General features: G+C 66.8%; 15 protein-coding genes. 9 read left to right on the plus strand and 6 right to left on the minus strand.

Annotated features, from left to right (window positions below):
• The first annotated feature begins 4 nt into the window (after positions 1–4).
• The 6 genes from AC0IZS_RS00750 to AC0IZS_RS00775 all read left to right on the plus strand — a co-directional run bounded on the left by AC0IZS_RS00750 (position 5) and on the right by AC0IZS_RS00775 (position 5,216).
• A complete protein-coding gene (locus tag AC0IZS_RS00750; RefSeq protein WP_471633898.1) occupies positions 5–1,678 on the plus strand; it encodes a CTP synthase in 1,674 nt (557 codons plus the stop codon).
• Positions 1,679–1,718: 40 nt separating this feature from the next.
• Positions 1,719–2,576 (plus strand): 3-deoxy-8-phosphooctulonate synthase, encoded by an 858-nt coding sequence (kdsA, locus tag AC0IZS_RS00755; protein WP_471633899.1) that lies wholly within the window; start codon positions 1,719–1,721, stop codon positions 2,574–2,576.
• 4 nt (positions 2,577–2,580) lie between these two features.
• Positions 2,581–2,871, plus strand: a complete 291-nt coding sequence (locus tag AC0IZS_RS00760) for a DUF1330 domain-containing protein (protein ID WP_007859228.1) — start codon at positions 2,581–2,583, stop codon at positions 2,869–2,871.
• A gap of 167 nt (positions 2,872–3,038) precedes the next feature.
• Positions 3,039–4,325: a phosphopyruvate hydratase gene (gene eno, locus AC0IZS_RS00765; RefSeq protein WP_305745761.1), complete on the plus strand. Its 1,287-nt coding sequence runs from the start codon at positions 3,039–3,041 to the stop codon at positions 4,323–4,325.
• A gap of 101 nt (positions 4,326–4,426) precedes the next feature.
• Positions 4,427–4,705: a septum formation initiator family protein gene (locus AC0IZS_RS00770; protein WP_471633900.1), complete on the plus strand. Its 279-nt coding sequence runs from the start codon at positions 4,427–4,429 to the stop codon at positions 4,703–4,705.
• Positions 4,706–4,733: 28 nt separating this feature from the next.
• Entirely contained in the window at positions 4,734–5,216 is a 483-nt protein-coding gene (locus AC0IZS_RS00775; protein WP_471633901.1) for a hypothetical protein, read from the plus strand.
• Here AC0IZS_RS00775 and AC0IZS_RS00780 read toward each other — a convergent pair.
• The 3 genes from AC0IZS_RS00780 to AC0IZS_RS00790 all read right to left on the minus strand — a co-directional run bounded on the left by AC0IZS_RS00780 (position 5,176) and on the right by AC0IZS_RS00790 (position 7,448).
• Positions 5,176–5,667 carry a CZB domain-containing protein gene (locus AC0IZS_RS00780; protein ID WP_471633902.1) on the minus strand — a complete coding sequence of 164 codons (492 nt, stop codon included), beginning with the start codon at positions 5,665–5,667 and terminating at the stop codon, positions 5,176–5,178. The two genes, AC0IZS_RS00775 and AC0IZS_RS00780, sit on opposite strands and share 41 nt — an antisense overlap.
• 112 nt (positions 5,668–5,779) lie before the next feature.
• Positions 5,780–6,772 carry an Hsp33 family molecular chaperone HslO gene (gene hslO / locus AC0IZS_RS00785; RefSeq protein WP_471633903.1) on the minus strand — a complete coding sequence of 331 codons (993 nt, stop codon included), beginning with the start codon at positions 6,770–6,772 and terminating at the stop codon, positions 5,780–5,782.
• A 151-nt stretch (positions 6,773–6,923) separates the two neighbouring features.
• A complete protein-coding gene (locus AC0IZS_RS00790; RefSeq protein WP_471633904.1) occupies positions 6,924–7,448 on the minus strand; it encodes a gamma carbonic anhydrase family protein in 525 nt (174 codons plus the stop codon).
• 100 nt (positions 7,449–7,548) lie between these two features.
• Between AC0IZS_RS00790 and AC0IZS_RS00795 the strand changes: the two genes are divergently transcribed.
• The 3 genes from AC0IZS_RS00795 (at position 7,549) to AC0IZS_RS00805 (ending at position 11,089) form a co-directional block, all read left to right on the plus strand.
• Positions 7,549–8,352, plus strand: coding sequence for a ferritin-like domain-containing protein (locus tag AC0IZS_RS00795; RefSeq protein WP_471633905.1), 804 nt, complete (start codon positions 7,549–7,551; stop codon positions 8,350–8,352).
• A gap of 82 nt (positions 8,353–8,434) precedes the next feature.
• A complete protein-coding gene (locus AC0IZS_RS00800) occupies positions 8,435–9,706 on the plus strand; it encodes an EAL and HDOD domain-containing protein (RefSeq protein WP_471633906.1) in 1,272 nt (423 codons plus the stop codon).
• 102 nt (positions 9,707–9,808) lie between these two features.
• On the plus strand, positions 9,809–11,089 hold the full coding sequence (locus AC0IZS_RS00805) for an EAL and HDOD domain-containing protein (RefSeq protein ID WP_471633907.1): 1,281 nt from the start codon (positions 9,809–9,811) through the stop codon (positions 11,087–11,089).
• A 56-nt stretch (positions 11,090–11,145) separates the two neighbouring features.
• On the opposite strand, the gene AC0IZS_RS00810 is transcribed toward AC0IZS_RS00805, so the two are convergent.
• The 3 genes from AC0IZS_RS00810 to xerD are packed head-to-tail and all read right to left on the minus strand — an operon-like array spanning position 11,146 to position 14,074.
• Positions 11,146–12,141 (minus strand): Bug family tripartite tricarboxylate transporter substrate binding protein, encoded by a 996-nt coding sequence (locus tag AC0IZS_RS00810; protein ID WP_471639449.1) that lies wholly within the window; start codon positions 12,139–12,141, stop codon positions 11,146–11,148.
• Positions 12,142–12,173: 32 nt separating this feature from the next.
• Entirely contained in the window at positions 12,174–13,136 is a 963-nt protein-coding gene (locus AC0IZS_RS00815) for a Bug family tripartite tricarboxylate transporter substrate binding protein (protein ID WP_471633908.1), read from the minus strand.
• Positions 13,137–13,174: 38 nt separating this feature from the next.
• Positions 13,175–14,074 (minus strand): site-specific tyrosine recombinase XerD, encoded by a 900-nt coding sequence (xerD, locus tag AC0IZS_RS00820; RefSeq protein WP_471633909.1) that lies wholly within the window; start codon positions 14,072–14,074, stop codon positions 13,175–13,177.
• Positions 14,075–14,090 lie beyond the last annotated feature (16 nt).

Below are 14,090 nucleotides of genomic sequence, written 5' to 3' on the forward strand. Positions count from 1 at the left end.
AGACATGACCAAATTTGTCTTCGTCACCGGCGGTGTGGTGTCTTCCCTGGGCAAGGGAATCGCCTCAGCCTCCCTTGCCGCGATCCTCGAATCGCGGGGCCTCAAAGTCACCCTCATCAAGCTCGACCCGTACATCAACGTGGATCCGGGCACCATGTCACCGTTCCAGCATGGCGAAGTGTTCGTCACGGACGATGGCGCCGAAACCGATCTCGACCTGGGTCACTATGAGCGTTTCATTGAAACGCGCATGAAAAAGACCAACAACTTCACGACCGGCCGCATCTACCAGAGCGTGCTGGAAAAGGAGCGCAGGGGCGACTACCTGGGCAAGACGGTGCAGGTGATTCCGCACGTCACCAACGAAATCCAGGAGTACATCAAGCGCGGCGCCGGCGTCGGCACCGATGATGCCGTGGACGTGGCCATCGTGGAAGTCGGCGGCACCGTGGGCGACATCGAGTCGCTGCCCTTCCTGGAGGCCGTGCGCCAGCTGAGCCTCAAGCTCGGCCCGAACAACGCCGCCTTCGTGCATCTGACCTACGTGCCGTGGATCGCCGCGGCCGGCGAGCTCAAGACCAAGCCGACCCAGCACACCGTGCAGGAGCTGCGCAAGATCGGTATCCAGCCCGACGCGCTGCTGTGCCGCGCTGACCGCCGCATGCCCGAGGACGAGCGCGCCAAGATCTCGCTGTTCACCAACGTGCCCGAGTGGGGCGTGATCAGCATGTGGGACGTGGACACCATCTACAAGGTGCCGCGCATGCTGCACGAGCAGGGCCTGGACGGCCTGATCTGCGACAAGCTGCGTCTGAACACGCCCCCCACGAGCTTGAAGCGCTGGGACCAACTGGTGTACGAGACCGAGCACCCGCAGGGCGAGGTCACCATCGCCATGGTCGGCAAGTACGTGGACCTGTCGGACAGCTACAAGTCGGTGAACGAGGCCTTGCGCCACGCCGGCATGAAGAACCATGTGCGCGTGAAGATCGAGCACGTGGACTCCGAGACCATCAACGCCGCCGACGCGGCCGAGAAGCTGGCCAAGTACGACGCCATCCTGGTGCCCGGCGGCTTTGGCGCACGCGGCGTAGAGGGCAAGATCAGCACCGCCCGCTTTGCCCGCGAGCAGCAGGTGCCCTACCTGGGCATCTGCCTGGGGATGCAGGTCGCGACCATCGAGTATGCGCGCCATGTGGCCGGCCTCAAGGACGCCAACAGCACCGAGTTCGAGCCCGCCACGCCCCACCCCGTGATCGCTTTGATCACCGAGTGGAAGGACGCCGACGGCACCATCAAGCAGCGCGACGAGAACTCCGACCTGGGCGGCACCATGCGCCTGGGCGCGCAGAGCTCGGACGTCTCGGCCGGCACCCTGGCGCACGAGATCTACGGCAACATCGTGACCGAGCGCCACCGCCACCGCTACGAAGCCAACGTGAACTACCTGGACCAGTTGCGCAAGGCGGGCCTGGTGATCTCGGCACTGACGCAGCGCGAGCAGCTCACCGAGATCGTCGAGCTGCCCAAGAGCGTACACCCCTGGTTCATCGGCGTGCAGTTCCACCCCGAGTTCAAGTCCACGCCCTGGAACGGCCACCCGCTGTTCAACGCCTTCATCAAGGCGGCGGTGGAACACCAGAAGGGCCTGCAACAGCAGCCCGCCAAGGCGGCTTGATCACCGGCGCCAGCAACCCTCAAAAAGAAGAGACCCTGCCATGAAACTCTGCGGCTTCGACGTCGGCCTCACACACCGCTTCTTCCTCATCGCAGGCCCCTGCGTGATCGAGTCCGAGCAACTGCAGATGGACGTGGCCGGGCAGCTCAAGGAGATCACGGGTGCCCTGGGCATTCCGTTCATCTTCAAGAGCAGCTTCGACAAGGCCAACCGCTCCTCGGGCACGAGCTTTCGCGGCCCGGGCCGCGAGAAGGGCCTGGAAATCCTGGCCAAGATCCGCAAGGACCTGGGTGTGCCGGTGCTCACCGACGTACACACCGAAGACGACATCACCGAGGCCGCCAAGGTGGTCGACGTGCTGCAGACGCCCGCCTTCCTGTGCCGCCAGACCGACTTCATCCGCGCCGTGGCGCAGTCGGGCAAGCCGGTGAACATCAAGAAGGGCCAGTTCCTTGCGCCGCACGACATGAAGAACGTGATCGACAAGGCCCGCGCTGCCGCCAAGGAAGCCGGCCTGCCTGAGGACAGCTTCATGGCCTGCGAACGCGGTGCGAGCTTCGGCTACAACAACCTGGTGTCGGACATGCGCAGCCTGTCCATCATGCGCGAGACCCATGCCCCCGTGGTGTTCGACGCCACGCATTCGGTGCAGTTGCCCGGAGGCAACGGCACCAGCAGCGGCGGCCAGCGCGAGATGGTGCCGGTGCTGGCACGCGCGGCCGTGGCCGTGGGTGTGGCCGGCCTGTTCATGGAAACCCACCCGGACCCGGCCAACGCCCTGTCCGACGGACCCAACGCCGTGCCGCTCAAGCACATGAAGGCGCTGCTGGAGACACTGGTGGCGCTGGACGGCATCACCAAGAAGAACGGATTCCTCGAAAACAACTTTGGAGCCTGAAGACATGAGCAGTGGTTACGTCATCGCATCGGTCACCGTCACCAACCCCACGCAGTACGAGGAGTACCGCAAGTGGAGCACCATCGCCATGCAGGCCCATGGCGCCGAAGTGTGCGTGCGCGGCGGCAAGGTCGAGGTGCTGGAAGGCGACTGGAACCCCGGCCGCACCGTGATCCTCAAGTTCCCGAGCTTCGAAGCGGCCCGCGCTTTTTACGACACGCCCGAGTACCAGAAGGCCAAGGCAGCGCGTGAAGGCGCAGCCATCATGCGCATGGTCTGCGTAGAAGGCGTATAGCCACCGCAGGCCGCAATACGTACCCGGTACGTACCGCACCTGCCCAGAACACTATCAAATCGGTAGCATAGAATCGCGACCGACGCGCGGCGGCGCCAGGCACCGCAGGTGGTTTGCCCCTCCTCCCTGCCCGTCCGGATGAATTTCAAAAACCCTCAAGGAAGATCATGAGTGCCATTGTTGACATCGTAGGCCGCGAAGTGCTGGACAGCCGCGGCAACCCCACCGTCGAATGCGACGTGCTGCTGGAGTCGGGCGTGATGGGCCGTGCGGCCGTTCCCTCGGGCGCCTCCACCGGCAGCCGCGAAGCCATCGAGCTGCGCGACGGCGACAAGAGCCGCTACCTGGGCAAGGGCGTGCTCAAGGCGGTGGAGCACATCAACACCGAGATCTCCGAGGCCGTGCTGGGCCTGGATGCCTCCGAGCAGGCCTTCCTGGACAAGACCTTGATCGACCTGGACGGCACCGACAACAAGGGCCGCCTGGGCGCCAACGCCATGCTGGCCGTCTCGATGGCCGTGGCCCGCGCCGCAGCCGAAGAGTCCGGCCTGCCGCTGTACCGCTACCTGGGCGGCATGGGCAGCATGCAGCTGCCCGTGCCCATGATGAACGTGATCAATGGCGGCGCGCATGCCAACAACAGCCTGGACCTGCAGGAGTTCATGATCATCCCCGTGGGCGCCCCCACCTTCCGCGAAGCCCTGCGCTGGGGCGCCGAGGTGTTCCACGCCTTGAAGAAGATCCTGCACGACAAGGGTATCAGCACCGCCGTGGGCGACGAAGGCGGCTTTGCCCCCAGCGTCGAGAACCATGAAGCGGCCATCGTGCTGATCCTGCAGGCCATCGAAGCCGCCGGCTACACGGCGGGCGAGCAGATCGCCCTGGGCCTCGATTGCGCGGCCAGCGAGTTCTACAAGGACGGCCACTACGTGCTCGAAGGCGAAGGCGGCCTGAAGCTCACGGCCACGCAATGGACCGACATGCTGGCCTCGTGGTGCGACAAGTACCCGATCATCAGCATCGAAGACGGCATGCACGAGGGCGACTGGGACGGCTGGAAGATCCTGACCGAGCGCCTGGGCAAGAACGTGCAACTGGTGGGCGACGACCTGTTCGTGACCAACACCAAGATCCTCAAGGAAGGCATCGACAAGCAGATCGCCAACTCGATCCTGATCAAGATCAACCAGATCGGCACGCTGACCGAGACCTTCGCCGCCATCGAGATGGCCAAGCGCGCCGGCTACACCGCCGTGATCTCGCACCGCTCGGGCGAAACCGAAGACAGCACCATTGCCGACATCGCCGTGGGTACCAATGCCGGCCAGATCAAGACCGGCTCGCTGTCGCGTTCGGACCGCATCGCCAAGTACAACCAGTTGCTGCGCATCGAGGAAGACCTGGGCGACATCGCGCACTACCCCGGCCGCGCTGCCTTCTACAACCTGCGCTGATCCCTGCCCGCATGCCGGCCCGGCCGCCAGCCCCGTTGCGCGCCGCCCGCCCCGGCCGGGGCGGCGCTGCGGCCCCGGGCGCCTGGCTGGTAAGCTAAAGCATGGTCAACCGCCTTGTTCCCGTTGTGCTGCTGGCCCTGCTGGCGGCCGTGCATGCCCAGCTCTGGCTGGGGCGCGGCAGCCTGCCGCGCGTGAACGCCATGCAGCGCCAGATCGACGTGCAGAAAACCGCCAACGCCCAGGCCCAGCAGGCCAACGAGCGCCTGACCTCCGAGGTGCATGACCTCAAGGAGGGCCTGGACATGGTCGAGGAAAAGGCGCGCAGCGAACTGGGCATGGTGCGGCCCAACGAAATCTACGTGCAGTTCACGCCGCGCTGAGCGGCGCCCCCCTTCTCAGACCGCTCCCGTGCCTTCGAAGATCGTGCTGCTGGGTGCGCCCGGCACTGGCGCACAGGCGCTGGCCGACGCCTTGGCGGCGCACCTGGCCACCGCCCCTGCGCCCGTCACGCTGACCGTGCTGGCGGACTTCACCGCCGCGGCGGACCTGGACCGGGCCGCCTCCATGGCACTGCTCATGGGGCTGGACCTGCCCTGCCCGCAAGACCAGCAGCCCATGCAACGGGCGGCCGACGCGCGGCTGCGCACGGCGCTCGATGCGGCAGCCATCGGCTACCGGGTGGTGTATGGCACGGGGCCGGCGCGCCTGGCCAGCGCCCTGCGAGCGCTGGGGCCGGTGCTGGGCGTGCCGGCAAACAGCGCCATGGACGACGCCAGCGCATCCCGCGCGGCCCGTCTGCGTGCCTATGGGTGTGAAAAATGCAGCGACCCGGTGTGCGAACACCGGCTGTTCACTGCGCTGACCCGGCCTCCTGCGCCAGCCCGCGTTTGAGCTCCTTGAGCAACAGCACCACCTGGCTGGAGCCGTGGCGGTAGCCGCCATTGAGCACCTGCACCACGCGCGGCCATTCGCCTTGCTGCGCCAGCTCGACGATGGTGGCGGCCTGTTCGTGGAAGTACTGGTGGCGCGCCACCAGCAAGGTAAAGGCCGGGCGGTCACCCAGCAGCTCGGCACCCACGCCGTGCAGCCAGCGGCCCAGGGCGTCCTGGTCGGTGCGGCGCACCATGGCCGGGTCCAGCCCCTTGGAGGAGCGGCCTTCGAGGTAGTCCATCAGCCGCTCTTTCCAGCGCTCATGGGCATTGATGGCAGCGTCCAGGTCGAGCACGGCCAGCACCGTGTCGGCACGCCGGGAGTCCTGTGCGAGCGAGCTCTCGTACAGCGCCAGTGGTGGCACTCCCCTGTGGCGGGCACCCATGCCCATGACGCGACTCAGAAACCCCATGACAGCCCTTTGTAACAGGCCTTGATGGTAGACCCGCCGCGCTTCACGTGCCGGCGGCGATTGTCAACGATGGTCAGATGCCCAGCCGCATCCTGTGTGGCGGCCGTCGCCGCTATTGCATGCCCGTGGGCGCTGGCGGCTGGATGATGGCCGGCTCCACGAAGATCTGCGCCGCATCCACCGCATCGAAGCGGTACTGCTGGCCACAAAACTCGCAGCCCACCTCGATCTCGCCGCGCTCGGCCAGGATGCTCTCGGCCTCCTCTGCGCCCAGGTTGCGCAGCATGGCGCTCACGCGTTCGCGGCTGCAGGTGCATGCAAAGCGCGGGCCCGTCTCGCCCTGCTGGGGCGTAAAGCGCACCAGTTTTTCCTCCCAAAACAGGCGGCGCAGGATGGTGTCCACATCCAGGCTCAGCAGTTCCTCACGGGTCAGGCTGGCGGCCAGGTGGGCAATGCGGTTGTAGTCTTCGTTGTGGCCGATCTGGTCTTCGTTCTCGCGGTGCGTGAGACCGGCGGCCAGGTTGCCCTCGCCCTTGATGGGCATGCGCTGGATCAGGAGGCCTGCGGCCACCGTGTCGCTGGCGCCCAGCACCAGCACGGTGTCGAGCTGCTCGGACTGCAGCATGTAGTGCTGCAGCACGTCCGACAGCCGGTCGAGCTTTTCGTGGTGGTCGCCGTGCAGCGGCACCACGCCCTGGTAGGGCTGCTGGCCGGGGTGGCGGTTCTTGGGGTCGAGCGTGATGGCGCAGCGCCCGCCGCCGCCCACGTTCACCATCTGGCTCAGGCGGGCGTCGGCCGGCACCTCGCCGGTGACGGTGGCGGTGGCGCGCAGGGAGAGGTCGGACTGCACCTCGGCCACGGCCAGCTTCACCGGCCCGTCGCCAAACACCTGCAGGATCAGCGCGCCATTGAACTTGATGTTCGACTGCATCAGCACGCCGGCGGCCGCCATCTCACCGAGCAGTTCGGTGACGGGGGCGGCATAGGCGCCGGTGGCCGAGTTGCCGGCGCGCCGGCGCAGGATGTCGGTCCAGGCGTCGGTCAGGCGCACCAGCATGCCGCGCACGGGCAGGCCATCGAAGAGGAATTTGTGGAGTTCAGACACTAAGCAGGGTTCCAGGTAAATACAAGGATCGGTGGAGATGTGCTCCCATGCGGATTGGCATTCAATCGGATAACCAGGCGGGGAGCCGCAGACAGTGCTGTAGCACGGCAAGGGTCCCCAACGACGTTATACGGTTGAAGGCCAATCCGCATCAGCCGATCCGGTGCAGGCCGCTCTGGAAGCGGCGCGCATTATCGATGTAGTGCTGCGCGCTCTGGCGCAGGCCCTCGATCTGCTCGGGGGTCAGTTCGCGCACCGCCTTGGCGGGGCTGCCGATGATCATGGAACCATCGGGAAACTCCTTGCCCTCGGTCACCAGCGCGCCGGCACCCACCAGGCAGTGCTTGCCGATCTTCGCGCCGTTGAGCACGATGGCCCCGATGCCGATCAGCGACTCGTCGCCGATGGTGCAGCCGTGCAGCATGACCTGGTGGCCCACGGTCACGCGCTCGCCCACCACCAGCGGCTTGCCGATGTCGGCATGCAGCACGCTGGCATCCTGGATGTTGGAGCCGGCGCCGATGGTGATGCTTTCCGTGTCGCCGCGCACCACGGTGCCGAACCAGACGCTCGCGTCCTCGCCCAGCACCACGTTGCCCATGACCTGGGCGCTGTCCGCCACCCAGGCCGAAGCGGCCAGCTGGGGAATCGCACCATCGAGTTCGTAAATCGCCATACCGCAGACTCCAGACAGAAAAATAATGCACGCATCGGGGCCTGCCAATGGTTACAAAGCGTTTGCAGCGTTCCAGATGGCAGGGCCTAGAATTGTAAGGATGGAGCTTCGCCAACGTGCATTGCAGGTCTTGTGCCTTGCAGACCCCGAACAAAAAGCGGCGCAGTCGCTGAGCCTGCATGCGCAGGCCGCTCGGCTTTCAATAGCAGACAAAGCCCCTGAAGGCCCTGCGGACCCTGGCGTTCTGCCCGGCCGCCCGGAGCGCCCGGTGCTGCTGCGGCATACCGAGCTGGCGCGCCGCTCCCCCGCCACGCCCGAAGGCCGGGCCATTTTGCTGCACGCCATCGCCCACATCGAGTTCAACGCCATCAACCTGGCGCTCGACGCCATCTGGCGCTTCGACGGCATGCCCGGCGCCTACTACCTGGACTGGCTGCGCGTGGCGGCCGAAGAGGCCACCCATTTCAACCTGCTGCGCGAACACCTGCGCACGCACGGCCATGACTATGGCGACTTCCCGGCCCACCAGGGCCAGTGGACCATGTGCGAGAAGACGCAGGACGACGTCCTGGCGCGCATGGCCCTGGTGCCGCGCACGATGGAGGCGCGCGGCCTGGATGCCACCCCGCAGATCCAGCGCAAGCTGCGCCAGGTGGGCACGCCCGATGCGCTGGCCGCCGTGGACATCCTGGAGATCATCCTGCGCGACGAGGTCGGCCACGTGGCCATCGGCAACCACTGGTACCGCTGGCTGTGTACGCGCCATGGGCTGGAGCCCGAAACACACTACGGCGTGTTGGCGCGCCAGTACGAGGCACCACGCCTGAAGCCGCCGTTCAACGATGCGGCCCGCCGCGCTGCGGGCTTCACCGATGCGGAGCTCCAATGGCTCCAGCAGGGCTGAGCGGACTGCTCGGACACCCGAACTTCCCTACAATGCCTCGCGCCCCTCGCCCCACCATGTTCCGCCAACGCCTCCACGATCCATGCCCTCCCACCCTGCCAATGGAACCACCTACCCCGCCAGCTTCGCACCTGGCCAGTCTTCCGTGGCAATGATCGCGCGCCAGGCCATCGTCAATGGCCAGCAGATCGTGGTCGGCTATGAGCTGTTCAACCGCTCGCGCACCGAGGCCTCCCACACGGCGGCCAGCGACGTGATCCTGATCTTCAACGCCCTCTCGCATGCGGGCACCGAAGAGCTCGTGGGCAAGAAGCTGATCTTCGTGAACTGCACGCACGAAAGCCTCTCGGGCGGCCACCTGGAACTGCTGGACCCCGACAAGGTGGTGCTGGAGATCCCGCCCCTGGGCCACGCGGCCGCCGACGAGGTGCAGGCACGCCTGCCGATCCTCACCGGCCTGCGCGACCGCGGCTTTCACCTGGCGTTCAACCACACGGTGCTGCAGTCCACCTATGCGCCCTGGCTGCCGCTGGCCGACTACATCAAGCTCGACCTGTCGGTGCTGGCGGTCGACCAGTTGGCGGTGCTGATCAGCTATGCCGGGCGCCACTCCCAGGCCGAACTCATCGCCGAAAAGGTGGAAACCGCCCAGCAGTACGACATGGTCTCCACCCAGGGGGTGCAGCTGTTCCAGGGCTACTGGTTCGCGCGGCCGGCCCTGGTCGAGGCCAAGCTGCTCACGCCGGCACAAAGCAGCATCATCCAGCTGATCAACCTGGTGCGCCAGCAGGCCAGCACCGACGACATCGAGGAAGTGCTCAAGAAGGATGCGGGCCTGGCCTTCAACCTCATGCGCCTGATCAATTCGGCCGGGTTCGGCATGAACCGCGAGATCACCTCCTTCCGCCAGGCCGTGATGCTCATGGGCCTGAAAAAGCTGTTCCGCTGGGCGGCCCTGCTGCTCACGGCCTCGCGCACCAGCGGCGCACCCTCGTCCGTGGGCCAGACCGCCGTGGTGCGTGGGCGCCTGATGGAGCTGCTGGCGCTGGAGACCTTGCCGCCCGACGAGGCCGACCAGGCCTTCGTCGTGGGCATCTTCTCGCTGCTGGACGTGATGCTTTCCATCCCCATGGAGTCGGCCATCGGCCTGCTCAACGTGCCCGAGGCCTCTGCAGCGGCCCTGCTGCGCCGCGAGGGCTTCCTCGGTGACCTGCTGAACCTGGCCGAGGCCTGCGAATCCAGCGACGACGCCATATTCCACCGCGCCGCCGGCACCCTGCACCTGTCCAGCCAGCAGATCAACCTGGCCCACCTGCAGGCCCTCGCCTGGGCCGACCAACTGACAGAGGATTGACCCCCATTGGGGCATGGCGTGCAATTTGCATACAGAAGGATTGCGGGAGCGGGTCTAGAATCCAACCAGTAGCCCCCATTGCCTATCCCTATCCAAGCGCCCATGTCGACCACCCCTGAACAAGCCGCCTCCGAAGTCGACCCGACCCAGGAGAACGTCGAAGACAGCAACCTGGCCATCATTGCGCGCCAGCCCATCGTGGACCAGCACCGCGCGGTGTATGGCTACGAGCTGTTCGACCGCTCCACGGCCAGTGCCTCGCACACGGCGGCCAGCGATGCCGCGCTGCTGTTCAACGCGCTGTCCTATGCGGGCACCGAAGCCCTGGTGGGCAAGAAGACCGTCTTCATCAACTGCACGCACGACAGCCTGGCCGGCGGCCACCTGGAGCTGATCCATCCCGAGAAGGTGGTGCTCGAAGTGCCCCCGCTGCCCGACAGCGCCACCCAGGAAGAGATCGACGGCCGCGTGCCCGTGCTCGAATCGCTGCGCGCCCGCGGCTTTCGCCTGGCGTTCAACCAGCATGCCCTGCGCCGGGCCTATGCCAACTGGATGCCGCTGGCCGCCTACATCAAGCTCGACATGCAGGCCTTCAAGCCCGAGCTGGCAGGGCCCCTGGTCAAGTTTGCCGGCAACTACGCCAAGGCCACGCTGGTGGCCGAAAAGGTGGAGACGCCCGAGCAGTTCAAGATGATGCTCGACCTGGGCGTGAAGCTGTTCCAGGGCTTCTGGTTCGCCAAGCCCTCGCTGGTCAAGGCCACGACCATCCGGCCCTCGCAGGCCACCATCATCCAGCTCATCAACCTGGTGCGCAAACAGGCCAGCACGGCCGAGATCGAAGACCTGCTCAAGAAGGACCCCACGCTGTCCTTCAACCTGCTGCGCTTCATCAATTCCTCGGGCTTCGGCCTGTCGTGCGAAATCACTTCGTTCCGCCATGCGGTGATGATCCTGGGCCTCAAGAAGCTGTTCCGCTGGGCCGCCCTGCTCATGACCACCTCGCGCGCCGATGGCTCGCCGCCGGCCGTGGGCCAGACCGCCGTGGTGCGCGGCCGCCTGATGGAGCTGCTGGCCACCGAACTGCTGCCGCCCGAAGAGTGCGACAACGCCTTCGTGGTGGGCGTGTTCTCGCTGCTGGACACCATGCTCAACGTGCCCATCGAGAAGGCCCTCGAATCCGTGGCCCTGCCCCAGCCCGTGACCGACGCGCTGCTGCACAACACCGGCGTGTTCGCCCCCTTCCTGGAGCTGACCAAGGCCTGCGAGAGCGGCGACGAAGTGGTGTTTGCGCGCACGGCAGAGGCCCTGCACCTGTCCAACCGCCAGGTCAACTGGGCCCACCTGCAGGCGCTGACCTGGGCAGAAAGCCTGAACGCTGACTGAGCCTGCGCGGAACACACAAAAAGGGGAGCCTCGGCTCCCCTTTGTCATTCAGCCCCTCACTGCCCCTTGATGCCCGCCGCGCGGATGATGCGCAGGTTGGCCTCGGATTCGGCGGCAATGCGCTTGCCGAAATCGGTCGCCGTACCGCCCAGGGGCACGTTGTCGGAGGCGTCGAGCTTGGCGCGCACATCGGGCAGGGCCAGCACCTTGTTGATCTCGGCATTGAGCCGCGCCACCACGGCGGCCGGCATGGCTGCCGGCGCGAACACGCCGAACAGCGAGGACAGGTTGGCCGCGCCCTGGCCCAGCTCGGCCAGGGTGGGCACCTCGGGCAGGGTATCGAGCCGGTCCGGGGCACCCACGGCCAGGGCCTTGAGCTTGCCGGCCTTGATGTGCTGCAGCACGGCCGGTCCGGCGTTGGTGGAGAGGATCTCGAACTGCCCGCTGAGCGCGTCGTTCATCTGCTGGCCGCCACCCTTGTAGGGGATGTGCGTCATCTGCACGCCCGCGGTGTGCATGACCTGCTCGAGCATGATGTGGCCCAGCGAGGCTTGGCCCGAGGTCGCCCAGCGGATGCTGCCCGGCTTCGCCTTGGCCTGGGCCAGCAGGTCGCGGAAATCGCGCGCACTGCTGGCCGGCGTGCCCAGCAGCAGCACCGGCGAGTACATCACGGTGGCCACGGGCACGATGTCCTTGGCCGGGTCGAACGGCGATGCACCCAAGTGCGGGTTCAGCGCCAGCGGGCTGATGGCAGCAAAGCCCAGGGTGTGGCCGTCCGTCGCCTTGGCCACGGCATCCATGCCGATGCTGCCGCTGGCCCCGGCCTTGTTCTCGATCACCACCGGCTGGCCCAGCGGGCCTGCGAGCTTGTCGGCCAGCAGGCGAGCGACCACGTCGCTGACCCCGCCGGCCGGGTAGGCCACCACGATGCGCACCGGCCGCGTGGGCCAGTTGTTGCCTGCTGCCTGCGCCAGCGCCAGGCGTGGCGCCAGCACGGCAGCAGCCCCGAAGGCCCCCATCGCCAGCGCAGCGCGTCGGCGCCCGTCGACCATCTCGGTTTCCATGTCCATTGCGTTCCTTCTTGTCAATCCACCTGGAGCTTGCGCTCGCGTATCAGTTTGGCCCACTTGTCATTTTCGCCCTTCACGAAAGCCGTGAACTCCGCAGGGCCGAGCGGGTGTACCTGGGCCCCGGCGGCCGCGAACTTGGCCTGGATCTCCGGCTGGGCCAGCACCTTGGCCAGTTCGGCCGAAAGCTTTTCCACCACCTCGCGCGGCATGCCGGCCGGGCCCACCAGGCCCTGGAAGCCCACGGACTCCATGGCGGAGAGGCCCAGTTCGCGCACCGTGGGCACATCGGGCAGCTGCGGGTCGCGCTGCGCGCCGGTGACGGCCAGGGCCTTGAGCTTGCCACCCTTGATCTGCGGCAGCAGCACGGTGCCGGCATCGATCAGCAGTTGCGTCTGCCCGCCGATCAGTTCCTGCAGGGCCGGGGCACTGCCCTTGTAGGGCACGTGGGTGATGTCCATGCCGATGGCCTGGTTCATGAGCTCGCCGTTGAGGTGGGTGGAGGTGCCCGCACCGCCCGATGCGAAGTTGACCTTGCCGGCATTGGCCCGCGCCCAGGTGACCCACTCCTTGAGGTCCTTGGCGGGGTGCGCCGGGTAGGTCACGGCGATGTAGCTGCCCTGGCTGATCTGGCCGATGTAGGTGAACTGCTTGAGCGGGTCGTAGGGCAGCTTGCGCTGCAGGTAGGGCGCGATGGCGAAGGGGCCCGTGTTGGCCAGCAGGATGGTGTAGCCATCGGGCTGCGCGCGCACCAGCTCGCCGGCGGCCAGCAGGCCACCGGCGCCGGGCTTGTAGTCCACCACGATCTGCTGCTTCAAGGCCTCCTGCAGCGGCGTCTGGATGGTGCGCGCGGCAAAGTCGATGCCGCCCCCCGGCGGGTAGCCCACGACCAGGCGAATGGGTTTGGCAGCCGGCCAGACCTGGGCCATGGCCAGGCCGGCAGTGGCCAGCAGCAGCAGGGTGATCAAGGGCTTTTTCATGGTTGTCTCCTCGTTGTTGTTGAAATTTCGGTCCGGGCTCAGCCCCGCGGGTGGTGCTGCGCGTGGATGGCCTTGAGCCGCTCGCGCGCCACGTGGGTGTAGATGGTGGTGGTGGAAATATCGGCATGCCCGAGCAGCAACTGCACCACGCGCAGGTCGGCACCGTGGTTGAGCAGGTGGGTGGCAAAGGCATGGCGCAGCGTGTGCGGCGACAGCGGCGTGGTGATGCCCGCCACGGCCGCCCATTTCTTGACAATGACCCAGAACATCACGCGCGTCATGCCGGCACCGCGATGGGTCACGAACAGGTCGTCGGTCTGCTGGCCCGCGAGGATGGCGCCGCGCGCCTCGGCCAGGTAGCGGTCGAGCCACTGGCGCGCCTCTTCGCCAAAAGGCACCAGGCGCTCCTTGCTGCCCTTGCCCATGACGCGCAACACGCCTTCATTGAGCCCCAGCTGGAAGGTCTTGAGCGTGACCAGCTCGGTCACGCGCAGGCCGCTGGCGTACATCAGCTCCAGCATGGTGCGGTCGCGCAGGCCCAGGGGGTTGCCCAGATCGGGCGCGGTGAGCAAGGCCTCCACCTGCGCCTGCGACAGGGTCTTGGGCACGCGCAGGGGCTGGCGCGCTGCCTGCAGGCGCACGGTGGGGTCGGCGCTGATGCGGCGCTCGCGCAGCGCCCAGTGGAAGTAGCGCCGCAGCACCGTCAGGCGCCGGTTGGCCGAGGTGGCGCGGGTCTCTTCATGCCGTGCCGCGAAGTAGCCCTGCAGGTGCGGCTCGGCCGTGCCGTCCAGGGCCACTTCGGGGTGGTGCTCGGCCAGCCACTGCACATACAGCGTGAGGTCGCGCCGGTAGGCAGCCAGGGTGTTGCGCGAGAGGCCATCCTCCAGCCACAGGGCGTCCACAAAGGTATCGATCGCGTTCAGGCTGGCGGTGAGCATCCAAAAACGATAGCAC

Source organism: Acidovorax sp. AC410 (genome assembly GCF_979253235.1).